Genomic DNA, 21,490 nt, shown 5'->3' with positions numbered 1-21,490 from the left:
TCATGTTGGTACCAAAACGTGTTAAACATCGTAAACAACAACGCGGTCACATGAAAGGTCGCGCTAAGGGCGGTACGGAAGTTCACTTCGGTGAATACGGCCTGCAAGCGGTAGAGCCATCATGGATTACGAACCGTCAAATCGAAGCTGCCCGTATTGCGATGACTCGTTACATCAAACGGGGCGGTAAAGTTTGGATCAAGATATTCCCTGCTAAGCCAATTACACAGAAGCCGCTTGAAGTTCGTATGGGTAGCGGTAAAGGTAACGTGGAGAAGTGGGTTGCTGTTGTTAAGCCCGGCAAAGTCATGTTTGAGCTTGCAGGTGTTTCGGAAGAAGTCGCCCGTGAAGCCATGCGTCTTGCCGCTCACAAGCTTCCAGTCAAAACGAAGTTCGTGAAACGTGAAGAAGTGGGTGGTGAAGCAAATGAAAGCTAATGAATTTCGCAACCTAACCTCTGCTGAACTTGAACAAAAAGTAAATGGTTTTAAAGAGGAGCTTTTTAACCTTCGTTTTCAGTTGGCCACCGGTCAATTGGAAAATCCGACACGTATTCGTGATGTGCGGAAGGATATCGCTCGTGCTAAAACCATTCTTCGTGAAAGAGAACTCGGTATCACTAGTTAAGTTTAGGATCCGGGAACGATAACGCAAGTTCTATCGTAAGAAAGGAGGATGAACAATGAGCGAACGTAATGCGCGCAAAGTTCAAATCGGAAAAGTCGTGAGCGACAAAATGGATAAGACTATCGTGATTGCTGTAGAAACCTACAAAAAACATGATCTTTACCATAAACGCATCAAATACACGAAAAAATTTAAAGCACATGATGAGAACAACCAGGCGAAAATTGGCGATACTGTCAAGGTTATGGAGACTCGTCCGCTTTCAAAAGATAAACGGTTCCGCCTTGTCGAAATCGTTGAAGCAGCTATTATTTTGTAAAAATGCTTGTTCATAAGCATTTGGACGGAAGGAGGACGTTGAAATGATTCAACCATTTACGCGTTTAGCGGTTGCTGACAACTCTGGCGCGAAAGAATTGATGTGTATTCGTGTTCTGGGCGGTACAGGACGTCGAGTAGGCCATATCGGCGATTTGATCGTTTGTTCCGTTAAACAAGCAACACCAGGTGGCGTTGTCAAAAAAGGTGATGTTGTCAAAGCGGTTATCGTTCGTACGAAGCGTGCGGTTCGCCGTAAAGACGGTTCATACATTGCATTTGATGAGAATGCAGCGGTTATCGTTAAGGAAGACAAAAGCCCGCGTGGAACACGTATTTTCGGACCAGTTGCCCGTGAACTTCGCGACCGTGACTTTATGAAAATCGTATCGCTGGCACCGGAAGTTATTTAAGACTTCCCCAGAAAAAAAGGCTTGTATCACAAGCAAGCAGGAGGTGTAACTCATGCCACGGTTGAAAAAAGTGTTGGAGTCCCATAACAATAAATTGCACGTCAAGAAAGACGACACGATTATCGTCATCACCGGCAAAGACAAAGGCAAGAAAGGCCGTGTCATCGCCGCGTATCCACGGGAGAATCGCGTTCTGATCGAAGGCGTCAACATGGTGAAGAAGCATACTCGTCCTTCCCAGGCTAACCCGCAGGGTGGAATTATCGAGCAAGAAGCGCCGATTCATGTTTCCAATGTGATGCACATCGATCCGAAGAGCGGTAAAGTAACCCGTATCGGATACAAAACGCTCGACAACGGTAAAAAAGTCCGGATCGCTAAAGTATCCGGTGAGGTAATTGATTAATTGACCGATTGCGGAAAGGAGGTCCACGTTACATGGCTACAACAAGATTGAAAGATCGTTTCCTGAATGACATTACGCCTGCGCTGATGCAGAAATTCGATTACACAACCGTCATGCAAGTGCCGAAAATCGAGAAAGTCGTAATCAACATGGGTGTTGGCGAAGCGGTTTCCAACTCCAAAGTGCTTGACACTGCTGTTGAAGACCTTCGTCTGATTTCCGGACAAAAGCCGGTAGTCACACGCGCGAAGAAATCCATCGCTGGTTTCAAACTTCGCGAAAATATGCCAATCGGGGTTAAAGTAACATTGCGCGGCGAGCGCATGTACTATTTCCTTGATAAACTGTTCAACGTAACGCTTCCACGCGTTCGCGACTTCCGCGGCGTATCGAACAAAGCGTTTGATGGTCGTGGTAACTATACACTCGGCTTGAAAGAACAACTTATCTTCCCGGAAATCGAGTATGATAAAGTTGATAAAGTACGTGGTATGGACGTCGTCATCGTCACGACGGCAAAAACGGACGAAGAGGCTCGTGAACTGCTTACCCAAATGGGCATGCCGTTTGCGAAGTAATCCACAGGAGGTACTACCAAGTGGCAAAAACTTCGATGAAGATCAAGCAGCAGCGCGCACCGAAATTTAAAGTGCAAGCTTATACGCGTTGTGAGCGTTGCGGCCGTCCGCATTCCGTTTTGCAAAAGTTTAAAATTTGCCGGATTTGTTTCCGCGAATTAGCATACAAAGGCCAGATTCCTGGCGTTAAAAAAGCAAGCTGGTAATCAGCTTAAGTATCGGGAAGGAGGTTCTCACAATGGTTATGTCTGATCCGATTGCTGATATGCTCACGCGTATCCGAAACGCAAACGTTGTGCGTCATGAGACGGTTGAAATGCCTGCTTCGAAGGTGAAGAAGCAAATCGCAGAAATTTTGAAACGCGAGGGCTTTATCCGCGACGCTGAGTATATCGAAGATAGCAAACAAGGGATTATCCGTATCTTCTTGAAATACGGTCCCAATCAAGAACGTGTCATTACCGGGCTGAAACGTATCAGCAAACCGGGACTGCGCGTTTACACAAAAAGCACAGAAGTCCCTCGTGTTCTAGGCGGCCTTGGAATGGCAATCATTTCAACGTCTAAAGGGGTTATGACCGATAAAGAAGCACGCCAAGTGAAATCGGGCGGCGAAGTCGTCTGCTACGTTTGGTAAGAAACTGTCACAACGATTGGAGGTGTAACAATGTCTCGTATTGGCCGTAAACCGATCCAAGTACCCGGTGGTGTAAACATCGACTTGGACAACAGCTTTATTACAATTAAAGGACCGAAGGGTTCGCTGAGCCGCTCACTTCACAAGGACATGAAGGTGGTAGTGGAGGACAGTGTAATTACAATCGAACGTCCGACTGACAATAAATTGCACCGCTCCCTGCATGGCACAACGCGCAGCATTATCGCAAACATGGTGAGTGGCGTAACCGAAGGCTTCTCTAAATCATTGGAGCTGGTAGGCGTTGGTTACCGTGCAAGCAAAGCTGGTGAAAAAGTCGTTCTTAACGTCGGCTATTCCCACCCGGTTGAAATTACGCCTGAGGGCGGCATCGAGTTTGACGTTCCAACGAACACCAAGATTATTGTTCGTGGGATCGACAAAGAGCTCGTTGGCGCAACTGCTGCGAAAATCCGCTCCGTACGTGAACCAGAGCCGTATAAAGGCAAAGGAATCAAGTACGAAGGTGAGCGCATTATTCGTAAAGAAGGTAAAGCCGGTAAGAAAAAATAAGCAGCCCGCTAAAGCTGCTTAATGGATAGCATCACATAAGGACAGTAGGAAAGGAGTGTACACGAATGATTACAAAAGGCGATAAAAACAAAGCGCGTTTGAAACGTCACCTGCGCGTTCGTAAGAAAATCAATGGAACCGAGCAGCGTCCGCGTCTTGCTGTATTCCGTTCCTCCAAACACATCTATGCACAACTGATTGATGATGTTCAAGGCGTAACGATTGCATCGGCTTCTACGCTGGATAAAGAAATCACCGATGTAAGCAACGGCGGAAACGTTGAAGCAGCTCGTAAAATCGGTGAGCTCATCGCGAATCGTGCGAAAGCGAAAGGCGTTGAGCATGTCGTTTTCGATCGCGGTGGCTACTTGTACCATGGTAGAATACAGGCTCTGGCTGACGCAGCTCGCGAGGCTGGACTTCAATTCTAATTGAAAAACCTTAATAAGGAGGTAAAACGACTTGCGTATAGATCCGAATGCATTAGAACTGACTGAAAAAGTTGTTCAAATCAACCGCGTATCTAAAGTAGTAAAAGGCGGACGCCGTTTCAGCTTTAGCGCGCTTGTAGTTGTCGGAGACGGCAAAGGATATGTTGGCGCAGGAATCGGCAAAGCGGGCGAAGTTCCGGATGCCATCCGCAAAGGCATTGACGATGCGAAGAAAAACCTGATCCACGTGCCACTTGTTAAAACAACGATCCCGCATCTGGTGCTTGGACATTTTGGCGCAGGACGCGTATTGCTCAAACCGGCATCGGAAGGTACCGGAGTGATTGCAGGCGGTCCTGTTCGTGCGGTTCTCGAACTTGCAGGTGTAGGCGATATTCTTACAAAATCACTGGGTTCTTCGAACTCCATGAATATGGTTAACGCGACGCTTGAAGGGCTTTCCCGCCTGAAACGCGCTGAGGATGTTGCCAAATTGCGTGGAAAAACCGTACAAGAGCTTTTAGGTTAAGGGGGGGAATACGATGGCAAAATTGCAAATCACCCTCGTTCGCAGCCTGATTGGTCGTAACGAGAAGCAACGTGCAACGATTCAATCGCTCGGACTGCGTAAAATTCGGCAATCGGTTGTCCACAATGATAACCCAGCTGTCCGCGGTATGGTAAACACTGTTAGCCATATGGTTAAAGTTGAAGAAGTATAAGATATATCGCCACTTGTGGCACAAGAAATCATAAGGAGGTGCAACCTACGATGAAATTGCATGAACTCACATCAGCACCGGGTTCCCGCAAAGAAGCGTTCCGTAAAGGTCGCGGTATCGGTACCGGCAATGGTAAAACGGCTGGTCGCGGTCACAAAGGTCAGAATGCCCGTTCCGGCGGCGGTGTTCGTCCAGGCTTCGAAGGCGGTCAAAACCCGTTGTATCGTCGTGTTCCTAAGCGCGGCTTTAACAACCCATTCCGTAAAGAGTATGCGATTGTGAACATCGATGAGTTGAACAACTTTGCAGCAGGCACAGAAATTACGCCAGAGTTGCTTATGGAGCAAGGAATTGTCAAAAACCCGCAGAGCGGCATTAAAGTTCTCGGCAATGGCGATATCACTGTTCAGCTTACCGTAAAAGCAAACAAATTCTCTCAATCTGCGGTAGAGAAAATCCAGGCTGCCGGCGGTAAAACCGAGGTGATCTAATTGTTCAAGACCGTGTCCAACATTTGGAAAGTGGAAGACCTTCGAAAACGGATTTTGTTCACATTGTTCATCTTGCTCGTTTACCGGATCGGTTCATTTATTCCGGTGCCTGGCGTCAATAAAGATGTATTCAAAAGTGTTGATCAATCCGGAGCTGATTTGTTCGGTTTGCTCAATACCTTCTCTGGGGGAGCATTGTTCCAATTCTCGATCTTTGCGATTGGAATCATGCCTTACATTACGGCTTCTATCATCGTGCAATTGTTATCGATGGATGTCATTCCTAAATTTGCTGAATGGGCAAAAGAAGGAGAGAATGGTAAACGCAAACTTGCACAAATCACTCGTTATGGTACTATCGTACTAGGCTTAATCCAAGGTTTCGGTACAGCTATTGGGTTTAACCGTCAATACCAGTACGACATGATTCCAGGTGCAGGATTTGGCGATTATCTGATGATTGCGATTATCCTGACGGCAGGTACAGCCTTCCTTATGTGGCTCGGTGAGCAAATTACGGAGAAGGGTATCGGGAACGGGATTTCGGTCCTGATTTTTGCCGGTATCGTTGCATCCATACCTAGTCACATTCGATCCATTTACACAAATGAATTTGTTGATGCAGGAGACGCGCTTTTCCTTAATATCGTTAAAGTTGCGATTCTCGTCATCGTTGTAATTGCGATCGTGGTTGGTGTTATCTTCGTACAACAAGGAATCAGAAAAATACCGGTGCAATATGCTAAACGTGTAGTTGGACGTAAAATGTACGGCGGTCAATCCACACACATTCCACTGAAAGTGAACGGAGCAGGTGTTATTCCGGTCATCTTTGCGTCATCGCTTCTAATGTTCCCGTATACCATTTCTCAGTTCTGGTCGACTCATGGCTGGGCGATATGGGTAAAGGATAATTTGACATATGACGCGCCTCTCGGTATGGTACTGTATGTAATATTGATTCTGGCATTCACGTTTTTCTATACCTTTGTGCAGATTAACCCGGTACAAATGGCGGACCAAATGAAGAAAAACGGTGGTTATATCCCGGGCATCCGTCCTGGCAAGCCTACCTCATCTTACATTACCCGGGTCATGTCCAGAATAACGCTAAGTGGAGCCATATTTTTGGCCCTCATCTCGATCTTGCCGGTTATCTTCGGTAAAATTGCAGATTTGCCAGCTGACGTAAGACTCGGCGGTACCTCGCTGCTGATCGTTATCGGCGTTGCGCTGGATACGATGAAGCAAATCGAGACACAATTGATCAAGCGCCACTATAAAGGGTTTATCAATAAATAATGATAGGTTCAAAATCGGGATTCCGTGCAGGTTATCGTGTGACGGAACCCGCTTAGAGCCTATTGTGCTTAAAGCGAGGAACACGCTAATGAACATTTTATTCATGGGTCCTCCAGGCGCCGGTAAAGGCACGCAGGCCGAGAGAATTGTGGAAACCTTCGGGATTCCTCATATTTCTACGGGCGATGCGTTCCGACTGGCCATGAAACAAGGCACGCCTCTGGGACAGAAGGCTAAAGAATACGTTGATCAAGGTCTGCTTGTACCGGATGAAATCACGAATGGAATTGTTCGTGATCGTCTGTTGCTAGAAGATTGTCAAAAAGGATTCCTGCTTGACGGCTTTCCACGGACACTACAGCAAGCTGAAGCTTTGGATGGTATGCTAGCTGAAATGGGTCGAAGCATTGATCATGTGGTTAACCTTCGGGTTGATCGCGGTCTGCTGCTTGCGCGTCTGACCGGTCGCCGCATTTGTAAATCTTGTGGTGCGACCTACCACATTATGTTCAATCCGCCAAAGCAAGAAGGCATTTGCGATAAATGCGGCGGCGAGCTGTACCAGCGGTCAGACGATACGGAAGCGAAAGTCGGTACCCGTCTTGACGAGTACATTTCGAAAACAGCTCCTCTACTGGACTATTACTCGGGCAAAGGGATCCTGCGCGAGGTGGACGGCGAGAGAGAGATTGATGAAGTGACGTCTGAAATTGTTTCTGCTCTAAGGGGATCAGCCGAATGATTATATGCAAATCCGAGTCGGAATTGCAATATATGAGAGAAGCTGGCCGAATCGTTGCGCAGACGCACCGGTTATTGAAACAATCCATTCGTCCGGGCATTACCACCAAGGAATTGGACGGGATCGCGGACACTTACATCCGCAGCCAGAACGCCATTCCTTCTTTTAAAGGCTACAATCAATTTCCTGCCAGCATTTGCGCTTCGGTCAATGAAGAGCTGGTACATGGAATTCCGGGCTCACGCAAACTGAATGATGGCGACATCATCAGTATCGATATCGGTGCGCAGTACAAAGGATACCATGGCGATTCGGCCTGGACCTACGGCGTAGGAACGATCAGTGAGCAGACGGGCAAGCTGTTGAAGGTGACGGAAGAATCCTTGTATGCAGGCCTCGCGCTCGTCAGACCGGATGTTCGGTTGTTTACGATCTCGCATGCGATTCAACAAGTGATCGAAGCTGCTGGCTTCTCCGTTGTTCGTGAATATGTTGGTCACGGCATTGGGGCCAGTCTCCATGAAGAGCCACAGATTCCAAATTACGGTATGCCCAATCATGGCCCCAGGCTCAAACCGGGCATGGTGCTCGCGATTGAACCGATGGTCAACATTGGGGAGCGTTACGTACGTACGCTGGAGGATAATTGGACAGTTGTCACCGAAGACGGTTCATGGTGCGCCCATTTTGAGCATACTGTGGCAGTAACGGCAGACGGCTGTGAAATTTTAACCCTATTAGGGGAGCAGGCAGGTTGAACGCATTGGAACATATGCCGGAAATCGGCCGCGTTGTCCAGGTGCTGCGGGGTAAGGAAGAAGGCAGCTACGCTGTTATTGTCGGCCTTGTCGATGAGAAATTCGTCCTTATCGCAGACGGTGACAAGCGGCGCTTCGATCAACCGAAGAAGAAGAACGTACTGCATCTTGCGATGCAGCCGGTCGTCAGTCATGAAGTGACAGACAGCATGCGGGAAACCGGCCGTGTTACGAACGCCAAGCTGCGTTTTGCAATTCAGAGAGCAGCGCAAGGGAAAGGAGATTGACTGTGGCTAAAGAAGATGTCATTGAAGTCGAAGGTACGGTAATTGAACCGTTGCCTAACGCCATGTTCAAGGTTGAACTGGAAAATGGACACCAAATCCTGGCTCATGTATCGGGTAAACTCAGAATGCATTTTATCCGTATCCTGACTGGAGACAAAGTGGTCATTCAGTTGTCGCCTTATGATCTATCCAGAGGACGCATTACCTATCGGAAGTAAGCCGGTATACGGTTTTGCTAACGAAAGAATTCGGGAGGTAATCACAATGAAGGTCAGACCTTCGGTCAAGCCGATCTGCGAGAAATGCAAAGTCATTCGTCGCAAAGGCAATGTAATGGTGATTTGTGAAAATCCGAAACACAAACAAAAACAAGGATAAAAGGAGGGATAACGTTACATGGCACGTATTGCTGGTGTAGACTTACCGCGTGATAAACGCGTCGTCATCGCTTTGACTTACATTTTTGGTATCGGCACAACAACAGCTCACAAGATCTTGAGTGCTACAGGTATCAGCGAACAGACACGCGTTCGCGACCTGACTGAAGATGAAGTCAGCAAACTCCGCGAAACGATTGACAAAACCGTTAAAGTGGAAGGCGACCTTCGTCGTGAAGTTTCTCTTAACATCAAACGTCTGATCGAGATCGGCTGTTACCGTGGTGTTCGTCACCGTCGTGGACTTCCAGTTCGCGGACAACGGACGAAAACCAATGCTCGTACGCGTAAAGGTCCTCGCCGGACTGTAGCTAACAAGAAGAAATAATAAGGGGGGATAACTCAAATGGCAAAACCGAAAAAAGCGGTTCGTACAAAACGTCGTGACCGTAAAAATATTGAATCGGGCGTGGCACACATTCGTTCAACATTCAACAACACGATTGTTACCATTACCGATCCGCACGGCAACGCAATCTCTTGGGCAAGCTCAGGTAACCTTGGTTTCAAAGGTTCCCGTAAAAGCACGCCTTTCGCAGCTCAAATGGCCGCTGAATCCGCTGCTAAAGCAGCGATGGAGCATGGTATGAAAGCTGTTGAAGTCATGGTTAAAGGTCCTGGTGCAGGTCGTGAAGCAGCAATCCGTTCCCTGCAGGCAGCTGGTCTTGAAGTTAACCTCATTAAGGACGTAACGCCTGTTCCGCATAACGGATGCCGTCCGCCGAAACGTCGTCGCGTATAGTCTAGCCGGGTGTGGTATCAAATATCGACAACTTGTGAATAATGGTTGTGAAGGTTTGGCATACTACATGATTAGACTTCAATTGCGATCATGGTAACGGAGCGACGTTTTGAAGGAGGGGACTACTAGTGATTGAGATCGAAAAGCCGAAAATCGAAACCGTAGAGCTGAACGAGGAAGGCACTTACGGACGTTTCGTAGTCGAACCGTTGGAACGCGGATATGGAACGACGCTCGGAAATTCGCTTCGCCGAATTCTCTTGTCGTCATTGCCGGGCGCTGCTGTAACATCGGTTCAGATCGACGGCGTGCTTCATGAATTCTCGACGGTTCCAGGTGTGATGGAGGACGTAACCGAGATCATTCTGAACCTCAAAGGACTTTCACTCAAAATCCATTCCGACGAAGAGAAGGTATTGGAAATTGACGCTGAAGGCGAGGGCAACGTTACGGCGGGCGATATTCGCGCGGATAGCGATGTCGAAATTTTAAACCCTGATCTTCATGTCGCTACTCTGGCTTCCGGTGCACGGCTTCACATGCGTGTATTCGCAAATCGTGGACGTGGTTACGTTCAAGCGGATCGTAACAAACGGGAAGATCAACCGATTGGTGTAATCCCTGTAGATTCGATCTACACGCCGATTACCCGGGTGAACTACACGGTTGAGAATACTCGCGTCGGCCAAGTAACGAACTATGATAAGCTGACATTGGAAGTTTGGACCGATGGCAGCATCAGGCCTGAAGAGGCTGTAAGTCTCGGCGCCAAAATTTTGACCGAGCATCTGGATTTGTTCGTAGGTCTTACGGATGAAGCCAAGGATGCCGAAATTATGGTGGAAAAAGAAGAAGACAAAAAAGAAAAAGTACTTGAGATGACGATTGAAGAACTCGATCTCTCCGTACGTTCTTACAATTGTCTCAAGCGTGCAGGCATCAATACCGTTCAAGAGCTGATCACGAAAACCGAAGAAGACATGATGAAAGTCCGCAATCTTGGGCGCAAGTCTTTAGAGGAAGTACAAGAGAAGCTTGAAGAATTAGGTCTTGGCCTCCGTATGGAAGAATAAGGAGGGGAAAATCGATGGCATATTCAAAATTGAGCCGTGATGCTAGTTCGCGTAAAGCATTATTCCGCGATCTTTGCACAGACTTGTTCCTGTATGAGCGCATTCAAACGACCGAAGCGAAAGCGAAAGAGCTTCGCCCGATCGCAGAAAAGCTGATCACGCTTGCTAAACGCGGTGATCTTCACGCTCGTCGTCAAGTGGCTGCGTTCGTTCGTCGCGAATCTATCGATGGCGAACAGGATGCAATCCAAAAACTGTTCTCTGAGCTTGCTACCCGCTACTCGGAACGTCCAGGTGGATATACACGTATTTTGAAATTGGGACCTCGTCGTGGAGACGCGGCGCCTATGGTTTATTTGGAACTCGTGGACCGCGCGTAGAACAAACGAAAGGGTGGACCTTGCGGCCACCTTTTTTTTGTGCCCAAGTTGTACGCTGCGCGGCTTCGGGGAGCCTTCGGTACGAGCTATAGATGGGGCTGCGCCTGCTGTTGTCCAAGTATAATATTGAATTGGATTACCAAGGTAATCACACGTGGACAAAGGCAGGACGTAAACTCTCCGCCCCATCTATGCTCTCCCCTACGGCTCTTCTCGCCGCGCTGGCGATTGGACGCAAACCCTCGGTGGCTGGTCTGAGAAGCCTTTATGAGCCTTCTGCAGACGCTGCTGCGTCTTTAAAGGCTTGCAGCCTTTATGGCAAAGACAACAGCAGATCTTTACAAATGACCCTGCAAGGGGCTTGCCAGCTCCGCTGACGGGTTAGGAGATTAACTATCTTAAACAACATGATTGAAAGAATCACGTTCAGACATTTGCAACAACCGCAGACCAACAACTGCGTTTCCAACAAAAACAAACCATCGAATGACCGCAGACCAACAACTGCATGTCGCATGGCATATCAACCCAGAAGATCGACAACTTAGACCAGCAGCCAGAAGATTACGGGTGAAATAACAGAAGCAGCAATGCGTTCACATTACGCTTAAGGTTTTTGTACGGAAGGGAGGTGTGGGATGAGGAACCTGAGGGTGGTCGTCAGTTATGACGGAACCCGTTATTACGGTTTTCAGACACAACCGGGCGGCAATACGATTCAGGACATCATTCAGGATACGATCAAGAAGCTGAGCGGCGAAGACGTGCGCATTATCGGATCGGGAAGAACGGATGCCGGTGTTCATGCGCGCGGACAAGTGTTCAACTTTCATACGGATGCGGCGATACCGGTTGAACGTTGGGCGATCGCCCTGAATACCAGGCTGCCTTCGGATATCGTAATCCGCTGTGTGGATGAGGTTGAACCTGAGTTTCATTCCAGCTACTCCGCGAAACGAAAAACGTATCGCTACTCCATAGATACGAACAAGTTTCCGGATGTATTTGAGCGCCGCTACCGGTTTCATCATCCCACGCCTCTATCCGTGGAAGAGATGCGCAAGGGGCTGGCTTTTCTTGTTGGCGAGCATGACTTCAGCTCATTCACTTCCCGGCGCTCTACCAAGACCTCTCATGTGAGAACCGTCTATGAGGCCCGTATAGACGCTTCGGATGGCAAGCTGGACTTATTCATCTCAGGCAGCGGATTCCTCTACAATATGGTGCGGGTCATTACAGGCACGCTGCTGCTGGTTGGGGAAGGCAAGCTGCAAGCAGGGCAGGTTCAGGACATTCTGGAGGCGCAGGACCGGTCCGCAGCCGGACCGACAGCGATGGCGTATGGTCTGAATTTGTGGGAAGTGGAGTACTTGGCATAGCTTTTGACGGCAAGTAAAAAGCCCAAAGATAGTGCTTGCGAATATGTTCTGTATATAGTAGAATATAACTTGTGCTTTCTTAGTGGCTATCCCACGGCCCCGACTAAGTTCGCCAAACCATAATAATAATCAATATGCTAATGAATCGATGAAACGACATCGTTTCTTCATACATGAGAACGGTTGTTTTAATGAAGAAGGAGGATCATCCATGCGCACCACCTATATGGCTAAGCCAAACGAAGTTGAACGCAAATGGTTTGTCATTGATGCGGAAGGAAAAACTCTGGGACGTCTTGCAAGCGAAGCAGCTGCTTTAATCCGCGGCAAGCACAAGCCAGAATTTACACCGCACGTTGACACCGGCGATTTCGTTGTAGTTATCAACGCTGAGAAAATTCATCTGACGGGGAACAAGCTTCAAAAGAAAATGTACTACCGTCACTCCATGTACCAAGGCGGCTTGAAAGTTACTTCCGCTCAGGACATGATTAACAAAACACCGGAACGCGTTCTGGAGCAAGCTATTCACGGCATGCTTCCAAAAAACCGCCTGGGCGACAAAATGAAGCTTAAACTGAAAGTTTATGCCGGATCGGAACACCCACATCAAGCACAAAACCCGGAAGTCTATGAACTTCGCGGATAATTAGAGGGAGGACAGTTTCATGGCTCAAGTTCAATACTATGGAACCGGTCGTCGCAAACACTCTGTTGCACGTGTACGCCTTGTGCCGGGTGAAGGACGAATCATTATTAACAAACGTGACCTGAATGAATATTTCGGTCTCGAAACACTTAAACTGATCGTGAAACAACCACTGACGCTTACGGATACAACGGACAAGTACGATGTACTGGTACTTGCTCACGGCGGCGGTATTTCCGGTCAAGCAGGAGCGATCCGTCACGGTATTTCCCGCGCTCTGCTTAAAGCAGATCCTGAATTCCGTCCCGCTTTGAAACGTGCTGGCTTCCTGACACGTGATCCGCGTATGAAAGAACGTAAGAAATACGGTCTTAAAGCGGCTCGTCGCGCGCCTCAGTTCTCCAAACGTTAATCAATTCAAAGATATCTACCCCCTCTGCTTGTCGGAGGGGGTATTTTTCATTATTTTAGACGATTTAGGTGATTGAACATTATCGTCATAAGACGTATAATTTAAAGTAGATCACTTTACTAGGAATTCGTAATGGAGGGCATCAGATATGAATCTTTTTGAAAAAGAAGCACTTATAACACAGAAGGCAGTAGAGCTGGAGGATGCGACACCCCAGGAAATTATTAAGTTTGCCGTTGAGACATTTCCTAATATAACATTTGCGTGCAGCTTTGGCGCTGAAGATGTTGTACTGGTCGACATGCTGCAAAAAATCAGTCCCAATACAGATGTTTTTTACTTGGACACCGATTTTCATTTCCGGGAAACGTACGAAACACGCGATAGGATGAAAGAGCTTTACGGGATGAACTTTGTTGAGGTAAAGCCGGAGATTACGCCTGAGCAGCAGGCGGAGCAGTTCGGGGAAGAGCTTTGGAAAAGCGATGCGAATCAATGCTGCAGTATCCGTAAAGTGCAGCCTTTGACCAAGATTCTCTCCAAATACGAAGCCTGGATAACTGGAATCCGCCGAGATCAAGCGCCAACCAGAGCAAATTCCAAAAAAGTGGAGTACGATACCAAGTTCGGACTCGTAAAATTTAATCCGATTGCTGGCTGGACTACAGAGGATGTATGGAACTATATAAGAACCAACAATGTTTATTACAACCCGCTGCATGACAATAATTATCCGAGCATTGGCTGTGAGCACTGCACGCGCCAGGTAATGCCTGGTGAAGACCCGCGCGCCGGCCGTTGGTCTGGCCAAGAAAAAACAGAATGCGGATTGCACAAATAAGGAGGCACTTGATTACATGAGCAGCATAAAGCCCCATGGCGGCGAACTCGTCAACCGAATCGCCAATACAGAACAGCGCGATGCGCTAATTTCGCAAGCGGTAACCTTGCCATCGATTATCATCAATACCTGGACAGTATCAGATCTGGATTTAATTGGCGTCGGTGCGTTTTCGCCACTGACGGGCTTCCTGAATGAAGCCGATTATCATTCGGTTGTGGAGCGTATGCGTCTGGCAAACGGCATTGTCTGGAGTATTCCCATTACCCTTGCGGTCGAAGAAAACGTGGCAGCAGGTCTTTCTGTCGGAACCCGTGCGGCGCTGACAGGGGAAGACGGCGTATTGTACGGCGTTATCGACATTGAGAGCATCTTCAAGGCAGATCAGAAGCTTGAAGCCGTTAATGTTTTCAAAACGGATGATGAAGAGCATCCTGGAGTGGCCAAACTGTTTGGACGTCCTTCCACATATGTCGGTGGACCCATCACAATTATTAACCGGCCGCAGCCGGAGAAATTTAATGAATTTTATTTTGACCCTGCTGAGACCCGTAAAATATTTGCGGATAACGGCTGGAAAACGATTGTCGGCTTCCAGACGCGCAACCCTGTTCACCGGGCTCATGAATATATTCAGAAATGTGCAATGGAAATTGTTGATGCCCTTTTCCTGAATCCGCTTGTGGGCGAAACGAAGTCCGATGACGTTCCAGCAAACGTACGGATGAAGAGCTATGTGGCGCTGCTGGAAAATTATTATCCGAAGGACCGCGTATTCCTTGGTGTTTTCCCGGCAGCGATGCGTTATGCCGGTCCGCGTGAAGCGATTTTCCATGCGACCGTCCGTAAAAATTATGGCTGTACCCACTTCATCGTTGGCCGCGACCATGCCGGCGTAGGCGATTATTACGGAACCTATGAAGCCCAGGATCTGCTTCGCACGTTCACAGCAGAAGAGCTTGGCATAACGCCGCTTTATTTTGAACACAGCTTTTTCTGTAAGAAATGCGGCAATATGGCATCCAGCAAAACCTGCCCTCATGATAAAGAAGATCATTTGACCTTGTCGGGCACCAAGGTTCGCGCTTTGCTGCGCGACGGTGTATGCCCGCCTCCAGAATTTTCACGTCCGGAAGTGGCACAGATTCTGATTGAAGGCATGTCGGAGCAGCCTGTGAACTAATGCAGCATTAGCCTCTGATATTCGCATAACCAGCCACCTCGTCCCATAAGATGATAAGAGAGCAGGCAAAGACATGCTTCTCACGTTATCATTGTTGGAGATTGGGGTGGTTTTTTGTATGCACCGTTTTCGTAACCGGTTTGTGATCTGGATTACGTATCGGGGGGCGCTCCGTGTTGCGGTGGGCATGGCAGTTGTGCTGCTGACGATCGTGCTGCTGACGCAGGAAGTTCCGGCTACCCGCACTTGGACCTATTGGACCATGCCGCTGTCGGGTAAAATCATTGCGATCGATGCGGGACATGGAGGTATTGACGGCGGTGCGGTCAGCAAGCAGGGAGTTGTGGAGAAGGATCTCAATTTGGCCATTGCCCTGCAGCTGCGCGATTATTTGCAGCAATCGGGAGCAATTGTTGTGATGACACGCGAGGGCGATTATGATTTGGCGAACGAAGGGACGCGAAAAACCAGCCGACGTAAAACGGAGGATCTTCTCAAAAGGGTACAATTTGTTAAGGACCAGCAAGCTTCGATGCTGATCAGTATCCATATGAACAGTATTCCCTCTCCGAAGTGGTCGGGTGCGCAAACGTTTTTTTATCCCAATCATCCCGATAATTCGGCATTGGCATCGTTTATCCAGGAGGAAATTAAACGAAATCTTGATAATACTGAGCGAGTGGCCGGGAAGGTCAATACCGTATATTTGCTGAAAGCGACAGAAGACATCCCCAGTGCGCTCGTTGAGGTTGGTTTTCTCTCCAACCCCGGAGAAGCGAGCCGCCTTGTGGATACCAATTATCAGAAAATGGTGGCTGCTTCTGTATATCAGGGTATCCTTCGATTTGCATCCGGGGAAAAGTGGGGACCAAATGCCGCAAATGGTTCATAGAGGACAGCTTCTCCCGCGAGGAGAAGCTATTTTTTTTCCAGAACGCAAGAGCTTATAAAGAACGCATCTTGGAACGGAGGGTAAGAAATGTGCACAGCCTTTGAAAAGGGGGCGTGAGTGTTCGCGGTTATGATATAATACGAAGGGTACATATCGCAAATGCCGGTAGTGCTGATATTGGAATATGAGGTGACGCAAACCGATGTTGACTCGTGAGGAAGCGATTACTGCCGCTGAAGCTGTAGCGGCGCGATATAGCAAGGATGGACAAGTGGTCATCCGCGATGTGATGGTAAGAGATGGTCAGGTTTCATTAACAGCGCAGGGGGTTGCGCCAGCAGCGCAAACTGGCTTCGAAGCGGCCCTGCGCGAGGCTGTGGCGCGTTTAGGAGCCCAATCCGTACATTGCCGGTTCCGTGCCGCCGCAGTGGCGGGTGAAGGAACTCCGGAGGCGAAGCAAGGAGCTGGGTCAGGAGCGGCGAGCGGTGCTGGAGCAAATACCGCTCCTGTGCGCGGGCATGGGGCGGGACTCGAATCCCATCCTCTGCTGCGGGACGACAGCAATGTGCAGTTCATTGCCATTGCCAGTGGGAAAGGCGGTGTCGGCAAGTCCACAGTGACCGTTAATTTGGCCGTGGCTCTGGCCCGTCAAGGAAAACGGGTGGGTATCATCGATGCTGATATATACGGCTTCAGCGTTCCGGATATGATGGGGATCGAAGAGAAGCCGGAAGTCGTCAATGAAAGAGTGATTCCAATTGAGAAGTTTGGGGTTCAAGTCATGTCAATGGGATTTTTCGTTGAAGACAATGCCCCGATTGTATGGCGCGGACCTATGTTAGGCAAAATGCTTCGTAATTTCTTTGCTGAAATTCAATGGGGTGATCTGGATTACCTGCTGCTCGATCTGCCTCCGGGAACCGGGGATGTCGCTCTTGACGTTCATCAGCTGATCCCGCAAAGCAAAGAAATCATTGTGACCACCCCACATGCGACAGCCGCATTTGTAGCTGCCCGGGCAGGGGCAATGGCCATTAAAACGAATCATGAAATTGTGGGTATTATTGAGAACATGTCCTATTTTGAAAGCAAAAGCGGAGAAAAAGAGTATGTGTTCGGAAGAGGCGGCGGTGCCCGCTTGGCCGAGTCGCTTAATGCGGAGCTATTAGCTCAAATTCCGCTTGGAGCGCCGGATAATCACCCCTCCGAGGCAGACTTTTCACCATCTGTATATAAGCCGGATACGGAAGTCGGCCGGTTGTATCTGGAGATTGCCGACCGGATTATTACCAAATGTGAATCGTAACATTAATCACCCTAAATATTACTCGTAAATAAAAACCCGATTACTGCGTGATCCGAACAACAAACCGGATCCCTCAGCGGTCGGGTTTTTTCTTAAAATATAAGAACGTATAAGTTTCCACCTATATCAGGCTTATATTTCTAAGGGAAGAAACTTGCTTCCCCGCAAAGGACGGCGTTAGCCGTTTCTTCTTGTCCGACAATATGATTAAATCCGACAATATGATTAACCTTCGCTTTGACCACCCATGTCACTGGACTCTTGTTGACTGCCTTCTCCCTGGTCTTTACCCTTATCGGAGCCGCTTTTCTGCTTTTCATTGGAACTGGGCTTAAGCTCTTCTTTTACCGCTTTTTTAAGCAAATCCAAAATCTCCATGCGGATAATTGGACTGGACATCGATTCCTGCATAATTGTCATCACCTGGGAACGATATTGCGAGCTTTGCATGATCTCAAGATACATCTTTTCCATTTCCGGATCTTTCATGACTTTCATTAAGTCCTTTTGGTAAGTGGGGTCCTTCAGCAAATCCTTATGGATTTGTTTATTTTGTTTATTAACGGCCGTGGCAAATTCTCCGGCAAATCGGGTATCAAGCATCAACTTCTCGATGACCTTGTTATATTCCGGAGATACTAGTGTATCTTTTACCGCCAGTTTCACCTGCTCCTGATCCTGTATGGATAAAAGCTTTGAAGTGGAGCTGGATCCCATGGATCCTCCACTACTTGACGATTCCTGCAGCGCCTTTTGCGCATCTTCGGTCTTCAGTATGTCAATTACCATGGATTTCATATCTTTATAACTGAGCATCTGATTGCCGCCACTGGATGGCTCGGATCCGCAGCTTGTCAGGAGCATTGTCAAAGCAGCAATGAAAGCCATTATTGCGAAGCGTCTGAGCATTTCCAAACTCCATCTCCTTTCTGCCTGGGAATTCGCTTTATCATGCGGGATCATGATTGAATCCACCAGTAATCGTTCAAGCCATAGTATGCGACATTGTTCAATGTATTATCATGGACACGACATAGCTTTTTGTTGTGAACGTGGTAAAATAAAGGTTGAAATTATTTTGCATGAACCTTCCAAGGAGTGAACGAAAGAGTGAATTTACGGAAATGGTTTTTCCTGTTTTGGAGTACAATGGCCGTTGGTGGTATCGTGACCATGATCGTCGGGAGTATTATGCAATGGACCGATTCATCCTTTGGTTTTATGGGACTTCAGGCAGCTGGCTTTAATGCCCTTATGATGCTTTTGGTTGGGTTGTTATTTGGCGCATTTAGTCAAATGGGCTTTTTTGCTTATTTAACACTTAATTACATTGCCCTTAGCGTTATTCGAAAAAGCTACTTATGGAATGCCCTGCAGGCGTATACCACGCTGTTCGTGCTTGGTGGATTAGGATACATTTTGTATAGCAACCGAGAGCTTCTGAATAATTGGCTCTTTTGGTCTCTACCGCTCGGTATTGCTCTGGCTTCATGGCTGGTCGCTTATTTCAAGGCAAAGCAGACGAATAACCATGCTTTTATTCCAACGGTGTTTCTTCTAATCGTGGTGACGATACTGGAATCCTGGCCAAGCTTGACGGGGGAAGAAAGCAACCCCAGCGCCATCGTTTTTATGATCATTCCCATGTTTGTCTGTAATGCCTATCAAATTATGTGGCTGCACCGTCTAGTGGGTAAACGAACAACCGACCCCGCAGTCAATGCGAAGCCGGTCGTGTAATTGGCGAAGACGGGGAGTGAATCACAAACCGGCAAAGGCATCCAGCTGCTGGAACATGGTTGATTTATCCTTTACGGTTTTGCCCTGTACTTCGGTTTGTGCAATTAACTCAGAGACCGTTACGAACTCATAGCCTTTTTCCCGAAGCTGATCGATAATGGCAGGGAGGGCCTCATGCGTCTGTTTCACTGAATCGCTGGCATGCATCAGGATAATATCACCAGGATGCGCCTTGCCCACCACGCGGTTGACAATTTTCTCCGTGCCTATATTCATCCAGTCCAGAGAATCCGTGTCCCATTGAATGACTTTGTAGTTCATTTGTTCTGCAATAGCCAGTACTCTTTTGTCAAAATCCCCATTAGGCAAACGGATCAAGGTGGGGGATTTGCCCGTAATTTGAGTAAGGACGGAATGGGCGGTTTCGATCTGCTTGCGAATTTCTTCGTCGTTCAGCGTGCTGTAATTTTCATGCTTATTCCCGTGACTGCCGATTTCGTAACCGGCATCAACAATCTTTTTGACAATTTCCGGATGGGTTTGACTCCAGGGAGCGGACAAAAAGAATGTTGCGTCTGTTACTTTTTTCTCCTTCAAAATTTCGAGGATGGGTTCTGCCCGTTTCTCCCCCCAGCTGATGTCAAAGGTGAGTGCGACTACTTTCTTGTCTGTCGGGACGCTGTAGATTGCGGCTGGCTGCTGCGGCGAAAACACCGTGATATTATCCTTCTCTGCATAGATGACGCCGCTCGCAAAGATGATGCCGATTGCGATGAAGAAATAACGTTTCAACCGCTGGCCGTTTATTACGTAAAACATGTTCATGGGAATGGGCGCTCCTTTCTGGATTGAGGCTTGTTCTAGTACAATCTATGCTCGTACCATCAACTTATTCATTATTGCCGTGAAAATAGATGCTGAAGGAGGGTGAGACCATTGTTTGGTTTGCGCGAAATTTTACGCCATTTGGGTACGCTGCGGCATTATTTAATCTTCAGCTGTGTCATTATGCTGGCGGGCATTGTCGTGGGTGCCACAAACCCCGGCTTTGATTCTTTTATCCAGGGACAGATGTCCGGTTTGAAGCAAATGGCGGAGACCATCGATAGCAGCAGTAACCCGACGCTCTGGTTTATGGTGTTTATTTTTTTCAATAATGCGATCAAATCCATCATTGTGATGTACCTGGGCGCTATTTTTGGAATTGTGCCTTTTATTTTCCTGGCCGTCAACGGGATGATGATCGGGTATATTGTCAGCAAAACCGCAGCCGGGGGCGGCGACGCTATCGTGATGCTGATGAAGGGACTGCTGCCCCATGGCATTATTGAAATTCCTGCTATTATTATTGCTTGCGCCTATGGCTTTAAGTTTGGGGCGATGATGTTCAAAGGGATCGGATCGGCTGTGACCAAACGTACCGGTTGGGGGAAAGAGCTGGAGCGGTTTGTTGCGAGGACCCTGCCGGCGATGGTTTTCATTGTGGGTCTGCTGTTGATTGCAGCGGTTATTGAAAGTACATTTACACTTTGGCTGCTCGGCAAGTAATAAAATTCCCAAAATCTGAGCATAACAATAAAGCGGCGTCTTTCGCGACATGCGTAAGACGCCTTTTCTTTAAAATATAAGCAAGTATAAGTATTCACCTATACGGTGTTTATATTTCAACTCTATTACTTTGGCTTGGGTCATGCGCAGTAAGGTAACAGCTTTACCCTCAAGGTAAAGTCAGAGAATCATTTCTTCGTACATGCATATAAGGAGGCGGCTTAAGGGATATGCTTGGAATCCTGTTCAGTGATAAAGAGTGCAAAGAATATGACTATGTACTGCGCAAAGAGCTTGATGAAATGCTGCTTGATTTGAACGACTCCCGTTTGGACAGTGATATTAAAGTAGCGATTGCCAAGCGCTACAAGATTATTTTTCGTATGTACGCCCGTATTGCCTCTTCAAAAGAACTATCGCGCTATGCGCTTAATATGAAGACATACCGTTGAAAATGAAAGATTATGCACATGTGAATATCTTTTTTTAAAAAAAGCTTGCATTGTGGATATAGCCTATGGTATCTTATAAAAGTCGCCGATGAGGCAACATCATAAGCTTAATAAGAAGGCTGGAAATTACGGCCAACCAAGAAGCATTTGTTCTTTGAAAACTGAACAATG

35 protein-coding genes are annotated in these 21,490 nt (G+C 47.7%); 33 read left to right on the top strand and 2 right to left on the bottom strand.

Translation table 11 applies throughout. From position 1 onward, the window contains the following. The first annotated feature begins 2 nt into the window (after positions 1–2). The 30 genes from rplP (at position 3) to salA (ending at position 17,579) form a co-directional block, all read left to right on the top strand. Positions 3–437 carry a 50S ribosomal protein L16 gene (rplP, locus tag IEY46_RS34525; RefSeq protein ID WP_189000465.1) on the top strand — a complete coding sequence of 145 codons (435 nt, stop codon included), beginning with the start codon at positions 3–5 and terminating at the stop codon, positions 435–437. Next, on the top strand, positions 427–627 hold the full coding sequence (rpmC, locus tag IEY46_RS34520; RefSeq protein WP_189000463.1) for a 50S ribosomal protein L29: 201 nt from the start codon (positions 427–429) through the stop codon (positions 625–627). Before rplP ends, rpmC begins: the two co-directional genes overlap by 11 nt. Before the next feature lie 55 nt (positions 628–682). After that, complete coding sequence (rpsQ, locus tag IEY46_RS34515) at positions 683–946, top strand: 30S ribosomal protein S17 (protein ID WP_189000461.1); 264 nt, start codon at positions 683–685, stop codon at positions 944–946. A gap of 43 nt (positions 947–989) precedes the next feature. Further along, positions 990–1,358 (top strand): 50S ribosomal protein L14, encoded by a 369-nt coding sequence (gene rplN, locus IEY46_RS34510; protein ID WP_090583243.1) that lies wholly within the window; start codon positions 990–992, stop codon positions 1,356–1,358. Positions 1,359–1,410: 52 nt separating this feature from the next. Further along, positions 1,411–1,764, top strand: a complete 354-nt coding sequence (gene rplX / locus IEY46_RS34505; RefSeq protein WP_229750742.1) for a 50S ribosomal protein L24 — start codon at positions 1,411–1,413, stop codon at positions 1,762–1,764. A 32-nt stretch (positions 1,765–1,796) separates the two neighbouring features. Next, positions 1,797–2,342 (top strand): 50S ribosomal protein L5, encoded by a 546-nt coding sequence (gene rplE / locus IEY46_RS34500; protein WP_189000459.1) that lies wholly within the window; start codon positions 1,797–1,799, stop codon positions 2,340–2,342. 20 nt (positions 2,343–2,362) lie between these two features. Further along, positions 2,363–2,548, top strand: a complete 186-nt coding sequence (locus tag IEY46_RS34495; protein WP_027087364.1) for a type Z 30S ribosomal protein S14 — start codon at positions 2,363–2,365, stop codon at positions 2,546–2,548. Between the two features lie 32 nt (positions 2,549–2,580). Continuing rightward, complete coding sequence (gene rpsH, locus IEY46_RS34490; RefSeq protein WP_189000457.1) at positions 2,581–2,979, top strand: 30S ribosomal protein S8; 399 nt, start codon at positions 2,581–2,583, stop codon at positions 2,977–2,979. 30 nt (positions 2,980–3,009) lie between these two features. Next, positions 3,010–3,552, top strand: coding sequence for a 50S ribosomal protein L6 (gene rplF / locus IEY46_RS34485; protein WP_189000454.1), 543 nt, complete (start codon positions 3,010–3,012; stop codon positions 3,550–3,552). 65 nt (positions 3,553–3,617) lie between these two features. Next, a complete protein-coding gene (gene rplR, locus IEY46_RS34480; RefSeq protein WP_189000452.1) occupies positions 3,618–3,983 on the top strand; it encodes a 50S ribosomal protein L18 in 366 nt (121 codons plus the stop codon). A gap of 31 nt (positions 3,984–4,014) precedes the next feature. After that, positions 4,015–4,512 carry a 30S ribosomal protein S5 gene (gene rpsE, locus IEY46_RS34475; RefSeq protein WP_189000449.1) on the top strand — a complete coding sequence of 166 codons (498 nt, stop codon included), beginning with the start codon at positions 4,015–4,017 and terminating at the stop codon, positions 4,510–4,512. A 13-nt stretch (positions 4,513–4,525) separates the two neighbouring features. After that, a complete protein-coding gene (gene rpmD / locus IEY46_RS34470) occupies positions 4,526–4,705 on the top strand; it encodes a 50S ribosomal protein L30 (RefSeq protein ID WP_189000446.1) in 180 nt (59 codons plus the stop codon). Positions 4,706–4,755: 50 nt separating this feature from the next. After that, the gene (gene rplO, locus IEY46_RS34465) at positions 4,756–5,196 is read left to right on the top strand and encodes a 50S ribosomal protein L15 (protein ID WP_189000443.1); all 441 of its coding nucleotides are present in this window, start codon (positions 4,756–4,758) and stop codon (positions 5,194–5,196) included. Beyond that, positions 5,197–6,498: a preprotein translocase subunit SecY gene (gene secY, locus IEY46_RS34460; protein ID WP_189000440.1), complete on the top strand. Its 1,302-nt coding sequence runs from the start codon at positions 5,197–5,199 to the stop codon at positions 6,496–6,498. It begins immediately after the preceding gene. An 88-nt stretch (positions 6,499–6,586) separates the two neighbouring features. Further along, complete coding sequence (locus tag IEY46_RS34455; RefSeq protein ID WP_189000437.1) at positions 6,587–7,240, top strand: adenylate kinase; 654 nt, start codon at positions 6,587–6,589, stop codon at positions 7,238–7,240. Then, positions 7,237–7,998 carry a type I methionyl aminopeptidase gene (gene map, locus IEY46_RS34450; protein ID WP_189000434.1) on the top strand — a complete coding sequence of 254 codons (762 nt, stop codon included), beginning with the start codon at positions 7,237–7,239 and terminating at the stop codon, positions 7,996–7,998. Before IEY46_RS34455 ends, map begins: the two co-directional genes overlap by 4 nt. 14 nt (positions 7,999–8,012) lie before the next feature. Continuing rightward, positions 8,013–8,285: a KOW domain-containing RNA-binding protein gene (locus IEY46_RS34445; protein WP_189000574.1), complete on the top strand. Its 273-nt coding sequence runs from the start codon at positions 8,013–8,015 to the stop codon at positions 8,283–8,285. 2 nt (positions 8,286–8,287) lie between these two features. Then, on the top strand, positions 8,288–8,503 hold the full coding sequence (gene infA / locus IEY46_RS34440) for a translation initiation factor IF-1 (RefSeq protein WP_015847200.1): 216 nt from the start codon (positions 8,288–8,290) through the stop codon (positions 8,501–8,503). Between the two features lie 46 nt (positions 8,504–8,549). Next, positions 8,550–8,663 carry a 50S ribosomal protein L36 gene (gene rpmJ / locus IEY46_RS34435; protein WP_003333770.1) on the top strand — a complete coding sequence of 38 codons (114 nt, stop codon included), beginning with the start codon at positions 8,550–8,552 and terminating at the stop codon, positions 8,661–8,663. 18 nt (positions 8,664–8,681) lie between these two features. After that, on the top strand, positions 8,682–9,050 hold the full coding sequence (gene rpsM, locus IEY46_RS34430; protein ID WP_189000431.1) for a 30S ribosomal protein S13: 369 nt from the start codon (positions 8,682–8,684) through the stop codon (positions 9,048–9,050). Between the two features lie 18 nt (positions 9,051–9,068). Beyond that, entirely contained in the window at positions 9,069–9,464 is a 396-nt protein-coding gene (gene rpsK / locus IEY46_RS34425; RefSeq protein WP_125663943.1) for a 30S ribosomal protein S11, read from the top strand. 128 nt (positions 9,465–9,592) lie between these two features. After that, positions 9,593–10,537: a DNA-directed RNA polymerase subunit alpha gene (locus tag IEY46_RS34420; protein WP_189000428.1), complete on the top strand. Its 945-nt coding sequence runs from the start codon at positions 9,593–9,595 to the stop codon at positions 10,535–10,537. 14 nt (positions 10,538–10,551) lie between these two features. After that, positions 10,552–10,917 carry a 50S ribosomal protein L17 gene (rplQ, locus tag IEY46_RS34415; RefSeq protein WP_189000425.1) on the top strand — a complete coding sequence of 122 codons (366 nt, stop codon included), beginning with the start codon at positions 10,552–10,554 and terminating at the stop codon, positions 10,915–10,917. Positions 10,918–11,555: 638 nt separating this feature from the next. Continuing rightward, positions 11,556–12,296, top strand: coding sequence for a tRNA pseudouridine(38-40) synthase TruA (gene truA / locus IEY46_RS34410; protein ID WP_189000422.1), 741 nt, complete (start codon positions 11,556–11,558; stop codon positions 12,294–12,296). 211 nt (positions 12,297–12,507) lie between these two features. Further along, positions 12,508–12,945, top strand: coding sequence for a 50S ribosomal protein L13 (gene rplM, locus IEY46_RS34405; RefSeq protein WP_189000419.1), 438 nt, complete (start codon positions 12,508–12,510; stop codon positions 12,943–12,945). 19 nt (positions 12,946–12,964) lie between these two features. Next, on the top strand, positions 12,965–13,357 hold the full coding sequence (gene rpsI / locus IEY46_RS34400) for a 30S ribosomal protein S9 (RefSeq protein ID WP_189000417.1): 393 nt from the start codon (positions 12,965–12,967) through the stop codon (positions 13,355–13,357). 148 nt (positions 13,358–13,505) lie between these two features. Continuing rightward, positions 13,506–14,198: a phosphoadenylyl-sulfate reductase gene (locus tag IEY46_RS34395; protein ID WP_189000414.1), complete on the top strand. Its 693-nt coding sequence runs from the start codon at positions 13,506–13,508 to the stop codon at positions 14,196–14,198. Positions 14,199–14,214: 16 nt separating this feature from the next. Then, the gene (sat, locus tag IEY46_RS34390) at positions 14,215–15,381 is read left to right on the top strand and encodes a sulfate adenylyltransferase (RefSeq protein WP_189000412.1); all 1,167 of its coding nucleotides are present in this window, start codon (positions 14,215–14,217) and stop codon (positions 15,379–15,381) included. 118 nt (positions 15,382–15,499) lie between these two features. Beyond that, positions 15,500–16,273 carry an N-acetylmuramoyl-L-alanine amidase CwlD gene (gene cwlD / locus IEY46_RS34385; RefSeq protein ID WP_189000409.1) on the top strand — a complete coding sequence of 258 codons (774 nt, stop codon included), beginning with the start codon at positions 15,500–15,502 and terminating at the stop codon, positions 16,271–16,273. A gap of 202 nt (positions 16,274–16,475) precedes the next feature. Next, complete coding sequence (gene salA, locus IEY46_RS34380) at positions 16,476–17,579, top strand: iron-sulfur carrier protein/transcriptional regulator SalA (RefSeq protein WP_189000406.1); 1,104 nt, start codon at positions 16,476–16,478, stop codon at positions 17,577–17,579. A 225-nt stretch (positions 17,580–17,804) separates the two neighbouring features. On the opposite strand, the gene gerD is transcribed toward salA, so the two are convergent. Continuing rightward, positions 17,805–18,443: a spore germination lipoprotein GerD gene (gerD, locus tag IEY46_RS36655; protein WP_373288942.1), complete on the bottom strand. Its 639-nt coding sequence runs from the start codon at positions 18,441–18,443 to the stop codon at positions 17,805–17,807. Positions 18,444–18,689: 246 nt separating this feature from the next. On the opposite strand from gerD, the gene IEY46_RS34370 reads away from it, so the two are divergent. Then, positions 18,690–19,319 (top strand): KinB-signaling pathway activation protein, encoded by a 630-nt coding sequence (locus IEY46_RS34370; protein WP_229750740.1) that lies wholly within the window; start codon positions 18,690–18,692, stop codon positions 19,317–19,319. A 21-nt stretch (positions 19,320–19,340) separates the two neighbouring features. On the opposite strand, the gene pdaB is transcribed toward IEY46_RS34370, so the two are convergent. Then, positions 19,341–20,144, bottom strand: coding sequence for a polysaccharide deacetylase family sporulation protein PdaB (pdaB, locus tag IEY46_RS34365; protein WP_189000402.1), 804 nt, complete (start codon positions 20,142–20,144; stop codon positions 19,341–19,343). A gap of 111 nt (positions 20,145–20,255) precedes the next feature. Between pdaB and IEY46_RS34360 the strand changes: the two genes are divergently transcribed. Beyond that, the gene (locus IEY46_RS34360; protein ID WP_229750739.1) at positions 20,256–20,867 is read left to right on the top strand and encodes a stage II sporulation protein M; all 612 of its coding nucleotides are present in this window, start codon (positions 20,256–20,258) and stop codon (positions 20,865–20,867) included. 230 nt (positions 20,868–21,097) lie between these two features. Continuing rightward, positions 21,098–21,319, top strand: coding sequence for a hypothetical protein (locus tag IEY46_RS34355; RefSeq protein ID WP_189000399.1), 222 nt, complete (start codon positions 21,098–21,100; stop codon positions 21,317–21,319). Positions 21,320–21,490 lie beyond the last annotated feature (171 nt).

This window comes from Paenibacillus nasutitermitis, assembly GCF_014641075.1.
Taxonomy (GTDB): Bacteria; Bacillota; Bacilli; order Paenibacillales; family Paenibacillaceae; genus Paenibacillus_Z; species Paenibacillus_Z nasutitermitis.
Note: the sequence above shows the minus strand (reverse complement) of the source record. Positions and strands in the feature narration are given on the sequence as shown.